The sequence below is a fragment of the Catellatospora chokoriensis genome, from assembly GCF_011297315.1.
In the GTDB taxonomy this organism is placed as follows: domain Bacteria; phylum Actinomycetota; class Actinomycetes; order Mycobacteriales; family Micromonosporaceae; genus Catellatospora; species Catellatospora citrea.
The window spans coordinates 76,027-97,505 of record NZ_JAAOTI010000024.1; the positions used below are offsets into that span (position 1 = coordinate 76,027).

At 67.0% G+C, this 21,479-nt stretch carries 22 protein-coding genes; 9 read left to right on the top strand and 13 right to left on the bottom strand.

Annotated elements, in window-relative coordinates; translation table 11 throughout:
- Positions 1 to 232: 232 nt before the first annotated feature.
- A complete protein-coding gene (locus tag HAV39_RS30280; RefSeq protein WP_239120646.1) occupies positions 233 to 769 on the top strand; it encodes a GNAT family N-acetyltransferase in 537 nt (178 codons plus the stop codon).
- Here HAV39_RS30280 and HAV39_RS30285 read toward each other — a convergent pair.
- Positions 764 to 1,537 carry a transposase family protein gene (locus tag HAV39_RS30285; RefSeq protein ID WP_191842583.1) on the bottom strand — a complete coding sequence of 258 codons (774 nt, stop codon included), beginning with the start codon at positions 1,535 to 1,537 and terminating at the stop codon, positions 764 to 766. The two genes, HAV39_RS30280 and HAV39_RS30285, sit on opposite strands and share 6 nt — an antisense overlap.
- 455 nt (positions 1,538 to 1,992) lie before the next feature.
- Here HAV39_RS30285 and HAV39_RS43385 point away from each other — a divergent pair, with 455 nt between their 5' ends.
- Complete coding sequence (locus HAV39_RS43385) at positions 1,993 to 2,127, top strand: hypothetical protein (RefSeq protein WP_275413933.1); 135 nt, start codon at positions 1,993 to 1,995, stop codon at positions 2,125 to 2,127.
- Positions 2,128 to 2,176: 49 nt separating this feature from the next.
- Here HAV39_RS43385 and HAV39_RS30290 read toward each other — a convergent pair whose 3' ends face one another.
- The 10 genes from HAV39_RS30290 to HAV39_RS30335 form a co-directional block, all read right to left on the bottom strand.
- Positions 2,177 to 3,199 (bottom strand): hypothetical protein, encoded by a 1,023-nt coding sequence (locus tag HAV39_RS30290; RefSeq protein WP_191842584.1) that lies wholly within the window; start codon positions 3,197 to 3,199, stop codon positions 2,177 to 2,179.
- A gap of 25 nt (positions 3,200 to 3,224) precedes the next feature.
- Positions 3,225 to 4,577 carry a hypothetical protein gene (locus tag HAV39_RS30295; RefSeq protein WP_191842585.1) on the bottom strand — a complete coding sequence of 451 codons (1,353 nt, stop codon included), beginning with the start codon at positions 4,575 to 4,577 and terminating at the stop codon, positions 3,225 to 3,227.
- Positions 4,578 to 4,738: 161 nt separating this feature from the next.
- A complete protein-coding gene (locus HAV39_RS30300) occupies positions 4,739 to 5,071 on the bottom strand; it encodes a hypothetical protein (protein WP_191842586.1) in 333 nt (110 codons plus the stop codon).
- Positions 5,064 to 5,387 (bottom strand): hypothetical protein, encoded by a 324-nt coding sequence (locus tag HAV39_RS30305; protein ID WP_191842587.1) that lies wholly within the window; start codon positions 5,385 to 5,387, stop codon positions 5,064 to 5,066. The genes HAV39_RS30300 and HAV39_RS30305 overlap by 8 nt, the downstream gene beginning before the upstream one ends.
- 3 nt (positions 5,388 to 5,390) lie before the next feature.
- Positions 5,391 to 6,113: a hypothetical protein gene (locus tag HAV39_RS30310; RefSeq protein WP_191842588.1), complete on the bottom strand. Its 723-nt coding sequence runs from the start codon at positions 6,111 to 6,113 to the stop codon at positions 5,391 to 5,393.
- On the bottom strand, positions 6,113 to 6,454 hold the full coding sequence (locus tag HAV39_RS30315) for a type VII secretion target (RefSeq protein ID WP_191842589.1): 342 nt from the start codon (positions 6,452 to 6,454) through the stop codon (positions 6,113 to 6,115). The genes HAV39_RS30310 and HAV39_RS30315 overlap by 1 nt, the downstream gene beginning before the upstream one ends.
- A gap of 13 nt (positions 6,455 to 6,467) precedes the next feature.
- Positions 6,468 to 7,574, bottom strand: a complete 1,107-nt coding sequence (locus HAV39_RS30320; RefSeq protein WP_191842590.1) for a S8 family serine peptidase — start codon at positions 7,572 to 7,574, stop codon at positions 6,468 to 6,470.
- The gene (locus HAV39_RS30325; RefSeq protein WP_191842591.1) at positions 7,571 to 8,845 is read right to left on the bottom strand and encodes a hypothetical protein; all 1,275 of its coding nucleotides are present in this window, start codon (positions 8,843 to 8,845) and stop codon (positions 7,571 to 7,573) included. Before HAV39_RS30325 ends, HAV39_RS30320 begins: the two co-directional genes overlap by 4 nt.
- Positions 8,845 to 9,261 carry a hypothetical protein gene (locus HAV39_RS30330; protein WP_191842592.1) on the bottom strand — a complete coding sequence of 139 codons (417 nt, stop codon included), beginning with the start codon at positions 9,259 to 9,261 and terminating at the stop codon, positions 8,845 to 8,847. Before HAV39_RS30330 ends, HAV39_RS30325 begins: the two co-directional genes overlap by 1 nt.
- A 267-nt stretch (positions 9,262 to 9,528) precedes the next feature.
- Entirely contained in the window at positions 9,529 to 9,720 is a 192-nt protein-coding gene (locus HAV39_RS30335; RefSeq protein ID WP_191842593.1) for a hypothetical protein, read from the bottom strand.
- Positions 9,721 to 9,912: 192 nt separating this feature from the next.
- Here HAV39_RS30335 and HAV39_RS30340 point away from each other — a divergent pair, with 192 nt between their 5' ends.
- The 7 genes from HAV39_RS30340 (at position 9,913) to HAV39_RS30370 (ending at position 17,401) form a co-directional block, all read left to right on the top strand.
- Positions 9,913 to 10,812: an RNA polymerase sigma factor gene (locus tag HAV39_RS30340; protein WP_191842594.1), complete on the top strand. Its 900-nt coding sequence runs from the start codon at positions 9,913 to 9,915 to the stop codon at positions 10,810 to 10,812.
- The gene (locus HAV39_RS30345; RefSeq protein WP_191842595.1) at positions 10,809 to 11,408 is read left to right on the top strand and encodes a hypothetical protein; all 600 of its coding nucleotides are present in this window, start codon (positions 10,809 to 10,811) and stop codon (positions 11,406 to 11,408) included. Before HAV39_RS30340 ends, HAV39_RS30345 begins: the two co-directional genes overlap by 4 nt.
- Entirely contained in the window at positions 11,398 to 14,571 is a 3,174-nt protein-coding gene (locus tag HAV39_RS30350) for a CHAT domain-containing protein (RefSeq protein ID WP_191842596.1), read from the top strand. Before HAV39_RS30345 ends, HAV39_RS30350 begins: the two co-directional genes overlap by 11 nt.
- Positions 14,572 to 14,782: 211 nt before the next feature.
- Positions 14,783 to 15,886 (top strand): S8 family serine peptidase, encoded by a 1,104-nt coding sequence (locus tag HAV39_RS30355; RefSeq protein ID WP_191842597.1) that lies wholly within the window; start codon positions 14,783 to 14,785, stop codon positions 15,884 to 15,886.
- Entirely contained in the window at positions 15,883 to 16,308 is a 426-nt protein-coding gene (locus HAV39_RS30360; protein ID WP_191842598.1) for a hypothetical protein, read from the top strand. Before HAV39_RS30355 ends, HAV39_RS30360 begins: the two co-directional genes overlap by 4 nt.
- A complete protein-coding gene (locus tag HAV39_RS30365) occupies positions 16,305 to 16,556 on the top strand; it encodes a hypothetical protein (protein WP_191842599.1) in 252 nt (83 codons plus the stop codon). The genes HAV39_RS30360 and HAV39_RS30365 overlap by 4 nt, the downstream gene beginning before the upstream one ends.
- Positions 16,557 to 16,762: 206 nt before the next feature.
- Positions 16,763 to 17,401 (top strand): hypothetical protein, encoded by a 639-nt coding sequence (locus tag HAV39_RS30370; RefSeq protein ID WP_191842600.1) that lies wholly within the window; start codon positions 16,763 to 16,765, stop codon positions 17,399 to 17,401.
- On the opposite strand, the gene HAV39_RS30375 is transcribed toward HAV39_RS30370, so the two are convergent.
- Together HAV39_RS30375 and HAV39_RS30380 are read right to left on the bottom strand one after the other, a co-directional pair.
- Positions 17,314 to 20,295 (bottom strand): glycine--tRNA ligase, encoded by a 2,982-nt coding sequence (locus HAV39_RS30375; RefSeq protein ID WP_191842601.1) that lies wholly within the window; start codon positions 20,293 to 20,295, stop codon positions 17,314 to 17,316. The genes HAV39_RS30370 and HAV39_RS30375 overlap by 88 nt on opposite strands.
- 20 nt (positions 20,296 to 20,315) lie before the next feature.
- Complete coding sequence (locus tag HAV39_RS30380; protein WP_239120645.1) at positions 20,316 to 21,353, bottom strand: glycosyltransferase; 1,038 nt, start codon at positions 21,351 to 21,353, stop codon at positions 20,316 to 20,318.
- Positions 21,354 to 21,479 lie beyond the last annotated feature (126 nt).

A 21,479-nucleotide genomic window follows, 5' to 3' on the forward strand; every position in this document is an offset into this window, starting at 1 on the left:
CGTGCCGTCGTCACCCGGACAGAGGTTCAAGACCACAGAGGTAGCCACCTACACGGCGACATGTAGAGCCTTCGAGGGCTATTCATGTGGCGCTTGTCGATGCCTGGTAGGTATCCAGGCGTGGTGACGTGTCGGACGTGGTGGAAGGATCGTGTTTCAGCCGTCGATCGCCGGTGGCGTGGCTGTTCCAGTCCCTCGATCACGTTCTTGACGGGTGAAGGATGATGGGCCGGTGATCGCTGACCTGACGATGCGGGCGCTGGCCGAGCCTGACCTGCTGACGATCCCGGCGGCGTTCGCCGAACTCGGGTGGCCGGGCAAGGACGTGCAGCAGTTCCGGTGCTACCTGGCCGAGCAGGCTGCCGGCGACCGGGACGTCATCGTCGCTGAGCTGGGTGGACGGTTCGCGGGGTACGTCACCGTTGCGTGGGCCAGCGGCTACCTGCCGTTTCGGGTCGAGGGGATACCAGAGATCCAGGATTTCAACGTGCTCCCGGCGCACCGCCAGCGGGGAGTGGGCAGTGCATTGATGGACGCGGCCGAAATGCTGGTGGCCACGCGGACCCCGGTGGTCGGTCTCGGGGTGGGCCTGTATGGCGACTACGGCGCCGCCCAGCGGATGTACGTCAAACGCGGCTACATCCCGGACGGGCGCGGGATCATGTACGCAGGTGAGCCGGTGCCGCCGGGAGAATCCGTCGTGATCGACGACGATGCGTGCCTGATGTATACGCGAGAGCTGAACCAGACCCTGCCTCCTGCGCTATGAGGTCCGGTAGATCTCCAGCTTCGTGATGGCATCGAGGTACATCGGGAACCGGTCGAGCATGCCGCGGTAGCCGGTGGCCAGGAGCCGCCAGTTCTTGAGGTGCGCGATGACGCGCTCGACGCTGGCCCGGCGGGAGGCGATCGCGCGGTTGTACTCGCGGGTCGATTCGGTCAGGGCCTGGCCTTTCTGCCTGCGGACGGGCACGCACAGGCCGGTGCCGGTGTAGGCGGTGTCGGCGAAGCCTCCGGGGCCGCCGTCGGCGTGCAGCCGGCCTTCGAACTTCGCGGCGAGTCCGGACTCGCGCCAGGCCTTCGCGTCGTGCATCGCGCCTGGCTGCGGTGCGCCGGTGAGCACGAGCCTGCCGTGGAATGAGCCGACGACCTGGATGTTGAACCCGCAGCGGTGCCGCTTCCCGGAGTACATGCCCGAGGTGTAGGTGTTCTTGCGCCGGTCACCGGTCGGAGCGACGAACCCGTCGACGCGGATGGTGGAGCGCAGGTCGCGGTCGGCGGCCTGCTCGGCGTAGGGGGTGAGCACCTTGGTGACGGCGGGTGTGAGCCGGGTGATCAGGCGGGACACGGTCGGCTGGGAGCAGCCGAACAGTTCGGCAAGCAGTGTCTGGGAAAGATTGTGGCGTAGGTAGAGCAGGACGACCAGCACTGCGCGGTAGGGGCCGACCGCACGGCGGCGGCGGGCCGGGTCCAGGTCGACGTGGGCGTAGACGTCGAGCACGAGCCGGTCGGCCTGATCGCTGGTCAGGCCCGTCATAGTCGCTACCCGAGACGGCCTGTCCGCGAGGATCTTGTGTGCTGACACAAGCCAGGTGGTCTACCAGTGGACGGCCGTCGCGTCCATCGCCGACACATCACGGGTCGATCAAGCCAGCCGTTGCCGGGTCATCGATGGTCGTCGAGTGAATAACCCTCTTCGTCGAGGAGCTTCCGATGGATTGGCAGAGTTTAGGGTGTACGGAGTCTACGCAAGTTGCGACTCCACGAACGCATGGGTGTTCTTGCACACCGGCGCGGCACCTGTGGGCTGGAGAAAGATCGAGGCTCGCAGCGCAGATGGCTGCAGCAATGTTCTGCAGGTAGCGGCCGCCGCATTTGTGAACGGAAAGGATTTCGTGCTATGCCTCCTCAGCGAGGCCAACGAGATTCGCGCAATTTCTAAGAATTAGCTCTCTGCGGGCGCATCCCTGGATGCACCACCGAGTCAGTGTCGTGCTCGACGATAAGTGCTTCACGCATGAGGCGATCGAAGCGACGTTCTGCTGCGATCCGCCGCTGGGCGTGAAGTCATCCTTTCATCGGGAAATCTCGCCGGGTTGGCCGGCTGTCACGATTGATGCGCGGTGACGTTTCCTTCGGCGGTTGGCGGCAGAGCTGGCGAACTGTCCGCGTGCGGTCAGAGGAGGCTAGGCAGGATCGTGATGGTGGTTGGGTCGAGCGCCGCGATGAAACGCACATCGCCGATGACTGTCATCGCGTCATGGTCGACGTTGCGTGCCGCCCACTCCGCGGACTGCTCGCGCAGGTCGGGGTGCCCAAGATGCGCCGCCGCGGCCAGCGTCCGAAAAAGGGTGCGACACAAGGGTGTGCCAGGCTGGTAATGGCACCATGCGTAGATCGACCGGATCCTGGACTCGTCGTCATATCCGACGGTCAGCCTCAGCTCCGCCATTGCTGGAGCCTGGCAGCTGACCTGTTGCTGCGCGGGTTGCACCAACGATGAGGGGGCTTCTGGTGCGCACGTCCACTTCGCGTCGCTCATCAACTTGGTGAGGTTCGCGGTCGTCAGGTCCCGAAGGTAGGCGTCGGCCAGGGTCGGGAACTCCCCGGTCACGGCAGGAAGAGTGACCGCCCGGGGTTTGGTCTTGGTGGCCTTGGCCTTGTAGTCGGGGATGATGCTCAGGTCGAGTATGCCGGCTGTGCCGCGCTCGAGGTGATAGATGTATGGGCCGATGCGAGCCTCGGCGTCGCCGGGTGATGTCATCTTGGCCGCGACCCAGGCCGTAACCTCTTCGATGTTCTGGCGGCTGTCCGCGAACGGCAGGCTGGCCACCCAGCTCAGCAGGGCAGTACTGCTTTTGCCTGGGGTGATGCCGTCCTGGTAGAAGGTCACGGCGGCCTCGAGTTCACGGACTCCGTCACCGTTGTAGTCGATGTACACGGTGAACTCGGCGACGCCGATCTTCAGCTTGCACTCGTGGTGACCGCGTTCCTTGACGTCGGTGCACGTGTATCCGTGCCCGACGAGCGCATCCTTCACCGCAGTGACCGTCAAGTTCGCGGCACACTGGCCGGACAGGTTGCCCGGGCATCTGACCAGGCCGGTCTCGACGACTTCACCGCCAGACCGCAGGAGCACCAGCAGGGGCAGCGCGGCGACCACCGCCAACGGAACGACGGCGAGCGCGATGTTCTTCATCAGTGCACGGCGACCGGCGCCCATGTCATGCCCCTGCTTTCACGTAGGCCGCCCACTGGCTGGTGTAGGACGCGGCGCTGATGCCGAGGGCCTGTTTGCAGATGCCGTCGAACACGGGCATCTCGGCGACTGCCAGGTCGCCGAGATCCGTGTGCTGGATCAGGGACGCGTAGAAGTCGACCGCGGCCTGTCTGCCTTTGAGTTTCTCTGCGAGTAGGAACGCCGCTGCGCCCATCGCGTAGTTGCCGCCGGAGTTTTTGCTGTAGAAGTCCGTCGAGCGTGGGAGCTTGCCGTTGAAGCCTGTGTTGGCGCCGCGGCGGTACGCGGCGGCCAGCGCCGGACTGTCGAGCGTTTCGGTCCATGCGGCGAATCCTTCGACTGCCCACAGGGGTGGGCCGTCGTGGCCGTTGATGAACCCGCTCGCGGTCATTCGGGCGCGGGCGGTGACGCCGTGGGCGAGTTCGTGCCGGATGACCCGGCGGGGGTCGTCGTCGATCGCGTCGACGCGCTTGAGGTTCACCACGGCTCGTGAGCCGGCGTGCTGCCCGGTGTAGGGCTCGCCGTTGGTCCGCACGCCTTCGGGGTGGGGCGCGATTCCTTCGATGGTGTCTTTGTAGTTGCCGGCGGAGCCGAAGGAGTACCAGGTCTTGAATGCTTCGCTGTCGCGGGTGAGGAATAGCAGGCTGCCGGGGTAGCGCGTGCGACTGCCCCAGAGGGTGTCGATGCGTTGTGCTTCGTGTTGGGCGGCGCTGATGTAGGCGTCGAGGTCGGTGACTGAGGCGTCTGATGCCAGCCAGACGTTGCCGACGGTGGTGACTTTTAGCGGGGTGCTGTTCCAGGGTGCGTCGGCCATCGGCCCCCGCAGGTTGAGCGTGCCGGCGTTCTGCTCGGTCTTGGCGGTGATGTCCTTGATCCGGAACTGTCCGTCGCGCTGTACCAGCGTGTACTGGAAGGTCTCACCGGGCATGACACCGGTGCCTGCATCATCGATGCTGAACTGGATGATCCCGACGACGGGGCAGACCATCTGTTCGCCGCTGACCTCCACCAGCTCCGCTGGCGGAATGACGTAGTTGAACGTGGTCAGCTTGAACTGGCGGAGGTTGGCGAACAGCATCCGCTGCTGCTGAACGAGAGCGGTGTTCGTCTGATCGAGGTCTGCCAGGAACACGCGCTCGTCGCCATCGCGCACAGCCTTGACCCGGCGCGCCAAGATCTCGTTCACCGCGGATACCCGCTCGATGTGCGGATCCCGGGCCAGCGACGGAGCGGTGCGTTCGGTGATCAGTGGCGGTGGCTGCTCGCGTTTTTCGCTGCATGCCGACAGGATCAGGCCAGCTCCACCGAGCAGGACCGATCTGCGTGGTAGGGCAGACAACGCTTGCTCCTATTCATCGATTCTGGCTCTGAGTGGTCGACTGCTTGCTGTCCGAGTTGGACTGCGGCAGCAAACCCTATCAATTTCTCTGCTGTGCCTGGGGGGTCGTCGACGCAGGCTGCTCGCCGACCGCCGCTTTGCAGAGCAGCCCACGAACGTCGCTACGCGAGCGAGGCAGACGCCGCCACATAGATCAGATAGGCCCCTACGTAGCAGCTGGCGAGCCGCCAGGCGAGGGTTCGCGACCGTTCCGGGTCGTCGGTACGCAGGACTCCGACGGCGAAGACCGCGCCGATGGTGCTGAGCAGGATCGGCACCAGGTAGCGCAGGATCAGTTCGGGTGCGGAGATGTTCCAGACCCGGTCGTCGTCGGTGAGGTTCGCGATCACGCCGATGGAGGTCGCCAGTCCCAGCGGGAACCAGACCGCCAGCGCGGCGATGGCGAGGCTGCGCCGCACGCCGTGCCACATCTTGACCGAGCTCGGGTCAGCCATGGTCCCGGTCCTGCTCCACCTGGCGGCGTACCATCTCGACCTGGCTGCCGACGCGCGTCATAAGCGCCTGGAAGTCTTCTTCGGCTATGTTCTCGCGCCAGTCTTTGTACCGTCGCACCGAGACCCGCAGCGCCTGTGCGACCTCGGCGGAGTTGCCGATGTCGGCTAGCGCGACGCGGCCTTCCAACAGGTCGTCGGCAACTTCTCGCATCATCTGGTCACGGCCTCGGCGCATCTGTTCAAGTGCGGTGCGCAGCAGCCGCTGGTCGACCTGCTTCTCGACGTCCGGGTCGAGGCCGGTGCGTTCGTCGTCCATGGTTCACCTCACCATCGGGTGGTCGTAGGCTGCGCCGGGTGTCGGGATGTCGCCGAGCGCCTCGATCTCTTTGAACAGGATCCGCAGCGTCGACACGAACCCTCCGACGGCCATGTTCGCTGTCTGGACGATGAACGAACACTTGTTGATCAGCTGGAGTGCCTTGGCGACTTCCGCGGCCGCCAGGGCGTATCCGATCACCCCGCCGACGACGGTCTCAGCGGCCACGGTCCCGGCAGCGGCGTAGGCGGCGGCGAGCAGGACCTTGTCGCAGACCTGCTGTAGGAAGCTTTTCAGCTGTTCGGCGAGCTGCCACATGCCGACGGCGAGTTTCTGGTATTGGATACCGGCCCGGTGGACGGCTTGGGCGTGTGAGGACAGTGAGGCGGCGGTGCTGGAGTAGTAGAGGTAGGCGCTGTCGGCTGCGTTGCCGTGCCAGTGCCGGTCGAGTTCGATCGTGTTGGCCTGTACGTCGGTGGCGATGTCGCCGAAGCACTGGGACAGTTTCTTGAGTGCGTCTCCGTATGCGGAGATCGCGGCCCAGTCGCCGGCGAGGGGTTTGACTAGCGTGCCTGTCACGTCGTGGCCGGTGAGTTCTTCGATGAGTTCGTTGAGCCAGGCGGCGGGGCTGAGGTAGTCGAGCAGTTCGGTGATGTTGACGAAACCGTTGTCGACGTTTTCGTCTTGGGGCACAGGTGTCGTGAGATGGCGGGTCGGGTCGGTCATCACAGGCCGTGCCTGGTGCGGGTGTCGGCGCGCTCGACTGGCGGGTAGCTCGAGTCGAGCTGTGCTGCGGCTTTGGTGTCGACGCCCTCGTAGGCGTCTGCTGCTTTGGCGAGTTCGTCGGCGCTGCGGCCTAGCAGGTCGGTCGCCTGGGTTAGGCGCCGGCGGAGCAGGCTGATGAGGTTGTCGTGGTCGGTGTTGGCGCCGGCGATCAGGCCTTCTTCGTACCATTCGAACTGCGAGTGGGTCTGGTTGTAGTCGCGGGCGACGGCAAGGTGGTCTGCGCTGGTGTCGTAGGCCTTCGCCGCGGCGCGTAGGGCCTGCGGCTGTACTTCGAATGTCATCGGCGTGTCCTGTTCAGCTTCTTGACCGGCGGCGGTTCAGGATGGCGAGCGCTGCTCCGATCGAGGTCAGGACGAGTAGGCAGCCGATGCCGGCTGTGAGCGCCGTGCGGGTCGGGAAGTCAGCGCCGGGAGCCGCCAGCGGCGGTGACGGCGGCGCGGCCGCGGCTGAGGTGGGCGCCGCGGCGGGTGTGCTCGCCGCGGCGACGGTCAGGGCGGCGGTGATGTTGATGATCCCGTAGCCGTACTGGTCGTCTCGGCCTGCCGGTCCTTTGTCGGTGGCGGTCGAGGTGAGCCTGCGGGTCAGCTCTTCTGCGCTGATGTCGGGGTGTGCGGCGAGCACGAGTGCCGCGGCCCCGGCGACTAGTGCTGCGGAGTTGGAGGTTCCGGTGGTGATGACGCGGCGCTTGTCGCGGTGGGCGGTGCTCAGGGAGTCGCCTGGCGCGGCGAGCAGGAGCTGCGGGCCGCTCACTGACTTGTTCGACAGGTTGCCGTTTTTGTCGGTGGCGCCGACGGCGATGACTCCGTTGTATGCGGCCGGGTACTGCACGGTGGTGGCGTCGGGTTTGTTCCCGGCGGCCGCCACGATGATCATGCCTTTGCCGCGTGCTTTGGTGACGGCCTGCTGGAGTACCAGGTCGTCGGAGTCGTAGCCGGAGGAGATCGACACGATCCGGATGCCGTGCTCAGAGGCCCAGGTGATGGCCTGGCCGACGGCTGTGGCTGATCCGCTGAACCCGTCGGAGACCTTGATTGACACGATCTTGGCGGCCGGCGCTACGCCTTTGATCTGCCCGTGTCCTGCGATGAGGCTGGCCATGGAGGTGCCGTGCCCGTCGGTGTCGGTCAGGCTGTCGCCGGCGCCGGCACGGCTGAAGTCGCCGCCGGCCTCGACCGAGCCGCGAAGATCGGGGTGGGTGGCGTCGACGCCACTGTCGATGACGCCGACCTTCACGCCTTTACCCTGGCTGATGCGGTGGGCGGCGGCGGTGTCGAGTGCTTTGAGGTACCACTGCCCGTCGCTGATGGCGTCGGCTGCTTCGGCCCGCGCGCCGGTGGAGATCACGGCCGCGGTCAGCAGTGCGGCGACTATCGCGCGCAGCGGGCGCATGGGGGTGGTCACGTGGGCCGGTCCGTTCCTCGATTGATGTTGACCTTGAGGTCGTTTGTCCACGGTGTGGCGACGTCGGCGAACCAGTCGACGAACGCGGCTTCAACCGCCGACCCCTGGGCTGCTGCCGACGCCGCGAGCGGGTCGGGCGCCTGGCCGATGACCGGTGGCACACCGCGCGCCACCTCCCACACCACGTCACCGCCGCGCTGCCCGCCGCGGCCATCGGCCCGGCCGCGCGCGCCCGGGCCGCCCATCGGTGCGGCCACCGGCACCGCGCCGGTCACGCCGCCCGCCGCGGGGCGGCCGGCTGCTGCGGTGTTGGCGGTGGAGGTCGATATCGGCATCGGGTGGATCCAGCCGCCTCGTCCGACGCCCGGCCCCGGCAGCACGTAAGCGCCGCCGTGTGGCGCATAGGGGCTGCCCGGCGGCACGGGCAGCACCGAGATCGGCGAGCCGGGCACCGCGGGCACAGGCTGCGGTGCTCCTTCCAGAACGGGTCCGTCGTCTAGCACCGGGTCGTAGCCGGGCACCGGCGGGGGCGGGTTCCCGCCTGGGGTGACGGCGCGTGGTGGTCGAGGCGTGCCGCCGCCCGGCGTAACGCCAGGGCGCGGGTCAAGGCCCCGGCCGGGGCCGGGTGGGGTGGTCGGGCCGCCGACGACGTCTGAGGAGAACACGCGGTAGTCGTACTCGGCGGGGATGACGATCCGCCGCCGGTAGTCCTTGACCGCCTTGTCGACCTCCTCGAGGGCGGCGCGTCCTTGCCGGTTCAGGTCATCGGCCGCGTTGTCCCACCACTCCGGTAGCCAGTCGGTGGTGACGTCGTCCCACTCCCTCTTCAACGGGTCCAGCTTCTGCTTGGCCGTCTTGAGAGTCGTCAGAATGCCATCGACACCGCGAGCTGTGGAGGTGTGGGCGTAGGCGTCCTCGCGCATCGACACCAGCAGCCCATCCAGCACCCGGAAGAACACCCGCGCCGCCGGTGACTTGATCGGATCCCAGCCTGCGGCCAGGGCTTCACGCAGGCGCAGCAGCCGGTCGTGCTGGTCGGCCAGCATCTGTCCGAGGTTCTCCCAGCCGTGGGCCTGCTTCCAGGCGGCCGGGTCGTCCTCGGCACGCACCGAGTCCCACAGCCGCGGCACGTCGAAGGCGTCCCAGTTGGTGCAGAACGCGATGAAGTCCGGTTGCGCGGTGAACACGGTCTGCACCGGCCCGACGAACTCGCCTTTGACGACGGGGGTTATTGCCGTGTTGGTCGGTGGGACGTATTGCTGTCCGCTCACTACGCGACCAGCCCCCGCGGCAGCCGCTCAGGCTCGGGGTATACCGCCTCGGCGGCCTTGACCGCGTCGAGCAGTGTGCGTTCGACCGTGGCGACCTGTTCGGCGGAGGCCATGTCGGCGGCGGTGTAGTTGGCGAGGATCTGCTCCATCGCGTGGATGAGGATGTCGGCTGCCTCGACCTGGCGCGCGACGTTCGTATTGGCGCGGTCGAGGGCGGCTTTCAGGGCGTCGGTGCCGGCGACGACCTCGCCGGAAAGGGTGCGGGTGCCGAACCGGACTCCGGTCTGTACCTCGGCGTCGGCTCGGATCGCTCCCCTGCGCAGCCCGTCGTCGGTGTCTGCCTTCATGACCTCGGCGAAGAAGCGCAGAGTGCCGAGATCAACAGACACCTCATCAGGTGTTTCCCCGTTACCCATTGCCTACCTCCCCGTGAGCATGGATGACAGGGAGCGTACATAAGGTCACCTGAAGTGTCGATCGGACTGCCGCACCTGTGTGGGCAGCGGCCTCGGCTACGGCGCTGGGCTCCGCTCTGAAACGTGAATGTCCGCGCAGGTAGATATGTCATTCATAATGGCCGAACGGCGATGCTGACGTCTGCATGGACATCGTAGAAGCGCATGCCCATGACCCGGTCCGCAGGACCGATGTCCTCACGCCTGATCGCTCGGACCGGTGAACGCTCAGCGCAGACGGTGATCCTGCCCGTTATCGGCAAGCTGGCAGTCCTCGACGTGCACCTGATCATGAATCACTTCGCCGCCCGCAAGACCGCCGCGGTCGAACGGCAACTGCAGCCAAACCCGCGGAACCACCTGCATCTCGCCGCGACGGGAGCCAGCTGGTTGAACCTCGTCGAACGATTCTTCCACCACGCGCGGAGCCGATCTATGAAGTTCGGGGTCACATTTCGGCCGTCGTCGACGAGGGGCCCAACACCGTCAGGTGCCCGCTGTGCTACCGCCGATTGGCGGCGTCGGAAGCGCGACGCCGACGCGCATGCACAGATCGGGCCGAACCACGGTCTATAAGTGCGTCAGGTACCTGATCGACGAGGTGGCGGAGGTATGGCTATGGTGCGCTCCGGGAAAAGCCGGTCGACGAACGGCCGGGGCCGCGAATTAGGAATCGCAACCGTCTGGATCAACGCGGTGTTCGCCGGCGTGGGCGGCTTGTACGCGTCGACGCGCTCTATCACGGTCACAGTCGTTGCGATCGCGGCAGTCGTCATCCTGGTGGTTATCGCGCTGGCTATGAGCGGTCAGGGCGGCCAAGCGCGGCGGGTGGTCGTTAGGACGCTCGGCAGAAACGCCTCTCCGACGGTGCACAGTCGAGCATCGCACGGAGTCTCCAACATAGAGGGGCCAACGGCGCCCCGCCGACCAGTGGAGGGACCTTTGGAAGCGGAGGCCCAGCAAAACGGTATACCGGACTGGTTCGAGGACTTCTACCGCTCCCACTATCGCGACCTCGTACGTGCCGCAGGCGCTGCGCTCGTACGGTGGGGGCTCGACAGGTGCGAAGCCGAGGATGTGGTCCACGAGGTCTTCGCTCGACAGATCAAACGCGGAAAGTGGGACCACATCGAAGCCCCCTTGCCTTACTTCGTTCGCGCGGTCGTAAACCGGACGGAGAGTGAAGCTCGGTTGGCCCTGCGTCGAGCGAAGCCGTCCGACACGATCGCGGATGCCTCGAATGGCACATTGTCCGACCTCGAACAATGGATGGACGATCAGTGGGTAGCGGATCTGCTAGCGACACTAACGCCGGCACGGCGCAAGGTCATGAACCTGGTGCTGGAAGGCCTCTCGGGCCCGGAAATCGCCGCTTCGCTGGGCGCCAATGAGAAGACAGTTCGGTCCACAATCCGGCACGCCCGCAAAAGACTGCAGGACCTGGTGGCGCCACAAACGCACTCCGCTAGGGCGGTCGAACAGCCGAACGACGTTGAGGAGGAACAGCCGTGAACAGCAACGAGCCGCGCACCAGACTTACCGAAAGCGCACGGCAGAAGGCTGCCGACGCAGTCCGGGAGGCGCTACGACGCGTAGACGAGCAAGTCGATGCAATGACAGATGACTATGTTGAAAGCCGACTGACCGCCCTGCTTGCCGAGGCCGGCGTCTCGCGCAGGAGCGCTTTCGATGCGGCGGAGCTCGACCTGGTGCGAATCGTGTGGGAGGCCGAGCTGGCTGCTGCGAGCACCGGGGTCCGCGGCGAGGACCAGCACGGCACGCACGCCAGGTTCGAGCTTCCGGATGAAGCTTTCGAGCAGTTGCACGGCAGGGTGCGCGAGGATTACGACCCGCCAGTCAAGATCAATGTGGCTCTAGATGTGGTGACCAGCACGATCACGGTCAGTCTCGTTGTCGCTGGCAGCATCGCCGACAACGTGCATCGCGTGACCGCCCTGGTGCGGACAAGCGAGGCGGGCACTATCACAGTCCCGGTCGCCATCGATCGAACGGACGCCATGCTGGTCGGCGCCGCCGAGCTCGATAGGAGTACCGGCATGATTCTCACGCCAGCCATCGTCGCGGAGGTGAGCCGCGATGGCCGCTGAAACACACGATGTAGGCACGGCACGCGCAGTGTGGCGCGAGTTCGTCAACCAGCTGGTGGACCAACCCGATCCAGTGTCGGCACCATTTGTGCTGGCCCAGATCTGCCTCCTTACCAGCCCGATCGTTTCCACCCCGATCGACCGGGACATTGCCGGCCTGCCTCCAGGCCGACCCGATCTACAGGCGCGGTACACCGCGGGTCGGGCACTATTAGCCCACGCCGACCTCCGCGATGATTCGGTCGGCAACGTTTGGGCGCTGCTCGGCGAACTCCAGGCCTACGGCACGTACAAGCGGATCGACACTGGCAACCAGTCCCTCGAGGAGGCCCGGGCAGGCGTGCGGCGCGCCGTCGAGGCCGGGGCTGCGCTCGGTCCAGAGTTCGAGTCCTGGGCATTGATGGCAGACGCAACCCTGCTACGCAACGCGCACCGCTATGAGGAGTCACTAGCAGTCGCGCTGCAGGCGCTGGCGTTGCTGCGGACCGCACCGATCGTCAACGCGGACGCGCCGTCTCACGAACTCGCGGCCGCCACTTCCGCCGCAACTTGGTTGCCGCTGGCCGCTCAGATGAGCGCGGTGCTCGAGTTTCGGGCGCATAACCGGATCGCGGCCGCGGCCCGGATGCTGCGGCGGTATGAGAAAACAGCAGCACATCTCGACGATGCCCTCGTGGTGACGGAGCGGATCAGCGACCTGCCTATGCTTCGCTGCCAAGCGTATGGTGAGCGGTCTTTGCTCGCCCGCACACTCGGCGACTTCACCACCGCACTCAGCCTGCAAGCCAAGCAACGCGAGTTCGCGGACAATGCCGAGGACCGGCGGGTCTACCTGCGGTATCTGACGTCAGCCGCTGCGTCAGCCGTCGCTCTCGACGACTGGGATCGTGCAACACAGTTGCGCCGGGAGCGCATCGCTGGCCGATTTAAGCTGCTAGCGATGCCGGTGAACGAGAACGATCCTGCCGCGGTTCTGGGCGCACTGCCCGGTCTGATCGATGCGGCGCGACAGGCTGATGCGACGGCTATCGGTAATGACGCCTACGAACTCGCGCGGTATCTGCTGGAATCCGGTCGGGCCCAGTTCGACCCAGCCGCACGTGCGAAGGCGGCCGCTTGGCTCGACGTCGCCGACGCGGCCTGGGCCGACATCGGGGTAAATGGCGACGTCGCGGTGAAGTTCCGCCGCATTGAACTCGAAGCTCTCAACGGCTCCCGCGATCCACACTCCATCGGCCGTGATCTACTGGAGTGCAGTGACAGTTTCCTGAGGGTTGCGGGACGGCGTCGCACCGCGGTCAAGGCTGCCCAATATGGCGACCCCACCGACGTGGTTGTGCTAGACCGGCTGCGCGTACTCCGAGACGACGCGCCGACCGTCGATGCCGCCCACCTCGATCTTGGCATTGCCCGCTGGCATCTACGTCACGGCGACGCGGCCCGTGCCGCCGGCGATGTGGCCACGGCACGGCGTGCATGGTCGGAGGCCACGGTGCGCGCAGCCGATTCGGCGAACGGGCTGACTCTTACCGAACCGGGCAGGTCGACCGTGCCACTGGACGCCGCAGCTGTCGTCGAAGCACACCAGATCCATGGATATGCGTTACGCAACCTTCGCCGTCTGAACGACGGCTCCTGTTCGGCCGATGATGAACTCAATGCTCGGATGGCGTGTCTTCCCGGGATTGCCCGCCGGTTCACCGCTTGTGGTAGTCCCGGCCAGCGCGCCGTGCTGGACCGGCTGTACCGACGGTGGCTCACGGAGACTCTAGAGCTGGCCGTTGAGCTGCAGAACGCTGCCGCGGTAGATGCCACCACCGAAGTAATCAGGCGCGACCTGGTCGGCACCGTACTCTACGCAATGGCCAGTGACGACGGTATGCCCCTGGAGATCGCACGTCTAGCAGAGCAACTCATCGCTGCGATCGGCGCCAAAGTCGCCGACATCGACAGCCCGACGGAGACCTCGACCGACGACGAGCCATCCACTGGCCAGCGCGGTGGCGACAGTGCGGATATGGACGCACAAACCCGGGGCAGCAACCTCGCCGACCAGCTGAGCGGCACGCTCGACGTTGTCGGCCAAGTACTCGGGCCGATCGCACGCACATTATTCGATCCCGGGACTGTCTCGCGGTACACCGTGAGAGCAGCCGCCGAGGCACTCTACAGCGATGGCCCCGGCGCCGTACTATCGCTGGTCCTACTCAAAGACAATGACAATTGCCAAGTGTTGCGGCATCTCGCTCTGCGCCCCTCGACCGGCGAGCCACTGCAGCTTTACCTCGACATCGTGCCCGCACCGGCCTGGCTTCCCGAGCTATCACCCGACCCCAACCCGGACGAGTTCTTCGGCCGAGTGGCGTTCCTTACTGACGTCCTGCTCCCTGCTCCGCTCATTGAGGCGCTGTCGTCTGCAAGCGAAGACCTGCCGCTTCCGTTGGCGGTAGTGCCGACCGGACTGCTGGCCGTGCCGTTCACGGCCCTGCGGGTTGCGGGAGGCTTAGTTCTCGACCGCGCCATCGTCGCGGTCGCTCAATCGCTTCAGACGCTCGAAAACCTGGCCGCAGCTCGACGTGACGCAAGCGGCGGAGTTGAGGTCGGCGTCTACGACACTCAGCGCCTGCGCCACACCGAGACCGAATGGCAGGCTCTGGTGCGGCACCATCCAGCCGTTCGGGCCGCACAGACCCTAGGCGACATCGACCATCTGCTGGCTGACCCAACGGTTGGCCGCTCAGCCGGACTGCTTGCTCTCGCAGTGCACGGAATGCGGGGAAGCGACGGGTGGACACAGGCCAAGAAGTTGCCCAGCGGAGAAAGGCTGACCACCGGCCACGTGCTTCGGTGGTACATTCCCGCACTGGTCGTGGGCGCATCCTGCAACACGGACATCCGTGCGGACTCCGGCGGAGAACTCGGCGGCTTCCCTCTGGCGTTCCAGATCCGCGGCGCCGTTAACATTGTGGGGGCTCTGCATTACATCGACGACGCGGCCACCGGCGAAATCATGGCTGGCTTTTACCAAGCGACAAGCGTTGGGATCCACACGTCGGCAGCATTGCGAGCTGCTCAACGCCAGTGGATATCCGTCGACCGTCGCGACCGCTTGTCGCAGTATCACCTGTGGGCATATCTCCTCACCTATGGCGTACCCGTCTAGCTTTCGGTCCAGCGCGCTCCTCCATGGAACCCTGGTCGTTTACGACCGGAGGAAACGGATCTCCTGCGGAGCAGGGCAGGAGATCCGTTTCGCCGTCAAGGCGGATCCGGCGTTGACCAACTGTGTTGCGCAAATGGACAAGTGCGCTCGAACTGGCCGCCGTGGGCCGACGACCTCAACGTCAGCATCCGCCGCAGATCGGAAATCCCTCGTGACCATCAGAACTCGACTTTGCGCTGCGGCGGCCGCCGCGCTCATCGGCGCGTGCGCCCTGTCGGCAACCCCCGCCCAGGCCGCCGACCCGATCTCCGACGGCCAGTGGTACGTCGACTTCCTGCACCTGGCACAGGCACACCAGATCAACAAAGGTGCCGGTGTCACCGTCGCGGTCATCGACACCGGCGTCGACGCCACCCACCCGGATCTGAAAGGCTCCGTCGTCGCCGGCGCCGACTTCAGCCGCGGTGGCGGCAGCGACGGGCTGCTCGACACCGACGGCCACGGCACCGCCATGGCCGGGCTCATCGTCGGCCACGGCCGCATCCGCGGCGTCGCCCCCGCGGCGCGCGTCATGTCGGTGCGTGCCGCCACCGGCGTGTCCGGGTCCAGCACCGCCACCGCCCAAGCAATCACTTGGGCGGTCGAGCACGGCGCCACCGTGCTGTCGCTGTCGGTCGCCTACGACACCCGGGACCTCGTCCTTGAACAGGCCGTCCAGGACGCCGTAGGCAAGAACGTCGTGATCGTCGCCGGGGTCGGTAACCTGCCCCGCAATCGCACCGTCGGCTACCCCGCCGCCTACCCAGGGGTGCTCGCCGTCGGCGGCGTCGACCGCAACGGTTCCCACTCCCCGACGTCGGTGACCGGCGCCCAGGTCGCGATCGCCGCACCGTGCGACGACATCAGCACCGCGTTCAAACAGCACCAGCGCGGCGTCGGCACCGGCACCTCCCACGCGACCGCCCTCGTCGCCGGGGCGGCGGCACTGCTGCGGACCAAGTTCCCGCAGCTGCCCGCGACCGAGATCGTGCGCCGGCTCATCGCCACCGCTGTCGACAAGGGCCCCGCCGGCCGCGACGACCAGTACGGCAACGGCGTGCTCGACCTCGTGGCCGCACTTTCGGCCGACACCGCCCCGACTGCGGCGGCGATCACCGCCGGACCGCCCGGCCCGACCACAGCGAATGCCCCAGCAGCAGAGCCCAACCCGACGCCGGCGGCAGGCGTGCTGGTCACCGCCGTGGCGGTGTGCCTGCTGCTGCTCGTGGGCGCGACGGTCACCGGTGTCCTGATGGCCCGCAGGAGGCGCCCGTGAACATCCGACGCATCCTGGCCGCGCTCACCGTCGCGGTGATCCTCACCGCCGGCGGCACTGCCTGCTCGGGCGATGACAGCACGCGCGAAGCCGGAGATAAGCAGATCACGGCCCTGGCACCGCCCGGCTGGACCGAGACCGGCCGTGGCTTCCAAGAAGCTGGCCTGCAAGCCTCGTACAACACCTGGATCGTCACCTACGAACTCAAAACCTCGCCCACCGACGCGGTCACCGCCTACGACCAGCGGGCACGGTCGGCCGGGTGGACGCGCTGCCCCGACTTCGAGCGCGGCCCCGAGGTCAGCGTCAACGGATGCTGGATCAAGGACGACTACACGCTGCGACACGGGGCGATCGGACTCCACGACGACACCTGGGCCCTTGTGACCATCGAACTGTTCGACGGCAAGGCGCGGCGATGACCGGCACCGGATACGACGTGGACCCGCGCGACCTGCGGGCAGCCGACCGCGACATCCGCGACGCCGTCGGCGACATCACCGCAGCATGGACTCCCCTGCGCCCGGCGATCGGCGTACCCGACGACGACACCACCACCGCCGAGGCCGCCGTGTGGTGCGCCGGCGCCCTCGACAGGCAGATCAACGGCCTGGTTGCGCAGTCGCTGGACTTCGCGCAGCGCCTCGACCGGGCGGCCTTCGAATACTAACCCGGCGACGGCGGCTCACTCGATTACGGCGTCATCACTGGCCGTACTTGCCGAGGTTGATCAACCACTTGGAACACACCTTCATCTAGGTGCGGCGCGACCCCGGCCGAACGGAGATCAATTTCGCCCTGGCATGCGACAAGAGCTGCCGGAACGTTGCCCGCTTGGGGCAGGCCCCGAAGATCCTTTTCCGCTACGGTTCCGCCATGACCAGCACTGCCTCCCAGGAGCCGATCCGGCTCGTATACGGCCACGCCCAGCTGCACGACAGCCTGGCGTTTGCCGACGCCACCACCGCCGCTGCCGAAGCCGCGGAAATCGAGGCCATCGCCACAGCAACGACGTGGGGCGAGGCCCGTGGCCTGCAGACCCGCCACGTGAGCAACCCGGTCGCCTTCGACGACCCCGACGACGACCCGAACGAGGAGCCCGACGACGCCGCGTTCGACATCAACGAGGTCAATTGCGTGGTCGAAGGCGACTGGCCGCCCATGGTGACCGCCAGGGCATTCGACCTGCTGCCCGAAGACCTGCAAGCCCGGTTCGGCAGTAGCGACTTCACCGCACTCAACGGAGACTTCCTGAACATCCCCGTCGAGCGGGAAGCCGAGCTGATTGGCGAGCTGCGCAACCGCGGCATCGAGGTCACGCGCGACGATGCGTTGATCAATGTGCTGGACGGGCGGAGTCGCGGGACCGCAGAGCCGCACATCATGGCGGCTCTGCGGTACCCCTCGGCGCTCAGCTCGTCCTGGTGTTACAGCCGGAGGGCCTGCCAGTCGAGCACGCCGTCGCCGAGCGCGGCGACCGCACCAACCAGGCTCAGGCGGCGCGTCCGCACCTGAGGGTCCTCTGCCATCACCAGAATGTCGTCGAAGAACGTGTCCACCGCGGCGGGCAGGGCGCCGCTGGCGGCCACGAGGTCGTCGAGGCCGGGGCGCTCAGGAAGCCTGCCAGCTGCGCTTGTGACAGCCGCATGCAGTTGCAGCTCGGCTGGCTCCGTCAGGCTGCCAGGCGCGTACTCTGTGCCGCCGGTCGTTGAAATGCGCCGGGCGCGTTGCAGCGCCGCGGCGAGCCGCCCGAACTCCGCGGTTTCGGCTAGGTCGGCCAGCTGGTGCAACGTTCGATCGGCGGTGCTGGGCTGGTCGGCGTGGATGATGACGGCCCGCACCCGGTCGAAGGCATGCCCTTCGTCCAGCAGCTGCTGCTCCAGCCGCCGGGCCGCGAACTCGGCTACTGCGTCGAGCGTCTCGCCCGTAACCGGGACGGGCTGTAGCCGGGCGGCTTCGGTGAAGGCGTGACGCAGGGACAGCCCGGCGAGGGCCGGCGTGGCGCGGTGGATCGCGATCACGCCGACGGCGGCGCGGCGCAGCGCGAACGGGTCGCTGCTGCCGGTCGGCAGGCCAACCGTTGCGGCCAGGCCGATCAGCGAGTCGACCTTGTCGGCCAGGGCCAGTAACGCACCCGGCGTGCTCTGCGGGAGTTGGTCGTCGGCATAACGCGGCAGTTCAGCCTCGAGCATCGCGGCGGCAACGGCGGTGGCCTCGCCGGCGTGCAGCGCGTACTCGCGGCCCATGACGCCAGCGAGGCTGGTCATCTCCGTCACCATCTGCGACCCGAGGTCGAACTTGATGATCTGCGCGGCCCGTTTCAATGTTGCCCGATCACCGTCCTCCATAGCCAAGCCGGACGAGAGCACTTGGGCGAGACCAGCGATGCGGTCGGCTCGCTCGGCCATGGAGCCGAGCTTGTCGGTGAAGGTGAGCCGCTGCAGCCGTTCGCGCATCGTGGCGATCGAGACCGCCTGGTCTGCGCGGTGGAAGAACGCCGCGTCCTCGAACCGTGCCCGCAGCACGGCCTCGTTGCCCGCCTGGACGGTCGCCGGGTCGATCACACCGTTGGCGATGACGACGAAGTGCGGCAGGAGCCGCCCTTTGGCATCGCGCACGGGCAGGTAGCGCTGGTGCTTTCGCATCACTGTGGTGAGGATGGCGTCGGGCAGGCTCAGGTAGCCGGGGTCGAAGTCGCCCAGGATCGCGGTCGGCTGCTCGACGAGGAACGTGATCTGGTCGAGCAGCGCTGACTCGCCGACGACATCGATGCTGCCGCCAACCTTCGCAGCCGCGGTGCGGGCCGCGTCAACGATGACCTGCCTACGAGCGGTCTCGTCGAGTAGGATGCCCGCCGCCTGCAGCGCAGGAAGATAGGCGTCTGCCGAGTCGACGACAACGGTCGGGTGGTCCGCGTTGCGGTGCAGCCGCGTCTCGGTGGCGGCTCGCAGATGTGAGTTGGTGACTGGGACCGGCTCGCTGCCCCACATGGCCAGCAGCCAGCGGATCGGCCGGGTGAACGCCAGCTCCGGATCGTTCCACCGCATGTTCTTCGCCGACCGCAGGCCACCCACGACCGTAGACAGGCTCTCGGCGAGGGCATCGACGGCCGGGCGGCCGGGTTCCTCACGCTGGACGCAGACGTACTCGACGCCGTCGACGACGGTGGTGGCCAGGGCGTCCACGCTGACGCCGTTGGAGCGGGCGAACCCCTGGGCGGCCGGTGTCGGTGTGCCGTCCTTGAACGCGACCGAGATGCGCGGGCCACGCACGGTGGTGACGGCGTCGGTCTCCCGCTCGGCGACGTCGGCGACGATGGCCGTGATGCGCCGTGGCGTGGCGTGGACCCGGACCTCACCGTGCGGAAGCCGACCTGCCGTGAGCCGTGCGGTCAGCGCGCTTTCGACCTGCTGGCGCGCGTCGCGGGCCTCGGCGGGCGGCATCTCCTCGACGCCGATCTCGAAGACGAGCAGCTGCGGTCCGGTCTGCTTGGGCAGCTCGCACCAAGTGGTGGCCGTCATCGTCGGTGGCGCGGCCTGCACGAGCGGGAAGCCCTCCTTCTCCCGGGTCTCGATCCACAGCTTGGCGACGGCGTTGGACAGGCGGCGCATGCGAGCGAACTCGCTGGCCCGGTCGGCGGTGGACACGGCGCCGCGGGCGTCGAGGACGTTGAACGCGTGCGACATTTTGAGCACGAACGAGTGCGCGGGGACCGACAGCCCGGCATCGACCATCCGCTGGGCCTCGGCCGCGTACGCCGACAGTAGCTCCCGGTTGGTGGGCACGTCGGCGTCGTCGAGGTAGTAGCGGGACATCTCGTACTCGGCCTGCCCGAACACTTCGCCGTAGCTGATGCCGGGCGCGTACGTGATGTCCTTGAAGTGGCGTACCCCTTGCAGCGCCATGAGGATGCGCTCCATGCCGTAGGTGATCTCGACCGACACAGGGTTGAGCGTGATGCCGCCGGCCTGCTGGAAGTATGTGAACTGGGTGATCTCTAGGCCGTCGAGCCACACTTCCCAGCCCAGACCCCATGCGCCCAGCGCCGGCGAGGCCCAGTTGTCCTCTACGAACCGCACGTCGTGCCTGGTGATGTCGATGCCCAGTGCCTGCAGGGAGCCGAGGTAGAGCTCCTGCGCGTTGCCGGGCTCCGGCTTGAGGATCACCTGGAACTGGGTGTGGCACTGGATCCGGTTCGGGTTCTGGCCGTATCGGGCGTCGTCAGGGCGGACCGATGGCTCGACGTAGGCGACCTTCCATGGCTCCGGGCCCAGGACCCGCAGCGCGGTGGCCGGGTTGAGAGTGCCCGCTCCGACCTCGGTGTTCATCGGTTGCACGGTCAGGCAGCCCAGTCCACCCCAGTAGGCGGAGAGCCGGGATAGCGCGTCCTGCATGGTCAGGTCGGTCACGGATGTCACCTCGGATCGATTCAACTCGTGGTACGGGTCAGTGCGCGGTCACCGCGGATGACGGTGGCCTGGTCTAGCTGTGCCTGCACGTGTGCGCGCAGCCACGTGCTGCCGCCGACTGGCATCGGCTGTGCCAGCAGCGAGCGGTAGAACGCCACGGTACGGGGCAGGCTGTTCTGCTTCCTGCCGTTTTCTGGCTGGGTCTCCGGCGGGTCCACGTGCAGCCCGACCGCGCTGCGCACCGGCACGACCTTGCAGCCCGCAGCGACGAGCTTGGCCCCGACGTACGCGTCCTCGGCTCCCCACAGGCCATGGAAGCCAGGGTGGAAGCCGCCGACGTCGAGGACTGCCTCCCGTGGCATCGCCACGAGGGCGGTGATCACGGTCCGGGGAAGTGACCAGTCACCTACCCATCGCCCGTGACCGAGTCCGCGCAGTTCGTCGGTCTCGTCCAGCAGCCGACAGCGCTGTGGGCTATCGAGGACTGTGCCGCTGAACGGCAGGACGCCTGAGGGAAAGACGGTGCTCACCCGAGGGTCCTGGTCAAGGTCGATGCTGGTCGGCATGAGTGGACCAGCGGCGAGGGCCGCGGCGGGCACGTGCTGGCGGAAGCCGAGCAAGATCAGGTCGTCGGCGGCGCGCACCGCCAGCTCGTGCAGGGTAAGCGGTGGCAAGATCATGTCGCCGTCGACGTAGACGACGGTCGGCGCGGATGCGAGGACGGTCCCGACGTTGCGGGCGACCGACGAACCGACCGCCTCCGTCAGCCTGATCACGGTCGGTCGGGAGGAATGCGCGGCAGCGCGAAACGCCCCGTCGTCGTCGCTGGCGTCATCGACGACGATGACCTCCAGTTCCACGCCCTCGCTCGCGGCGAGCGCATCCAGAACGTGGGTGATCACGAAGGCGCGGTTGCGTATCGGTACGACGACGCTGAGCTGTGCCTGACTGGCGGTGGGCAGGCGGTAGTCGTTGCTCCGCGAAGCGATCATGGACGCTACGCTGCCGGGTTCCACCGGCGAGAGTGGCTGGCGAATGGTGCTGAAATCGATGGTCACTGCGGTCCTCACCAGAAAATGAATCGGGTGCGGGTACCGCAGCGCGACGCCTGGATGACACCGGCCAGTGCTGTGATGGTACCCGATCTGTGGGTTGGTGGCTCAAACGCGTATCCGTCGCGTCCC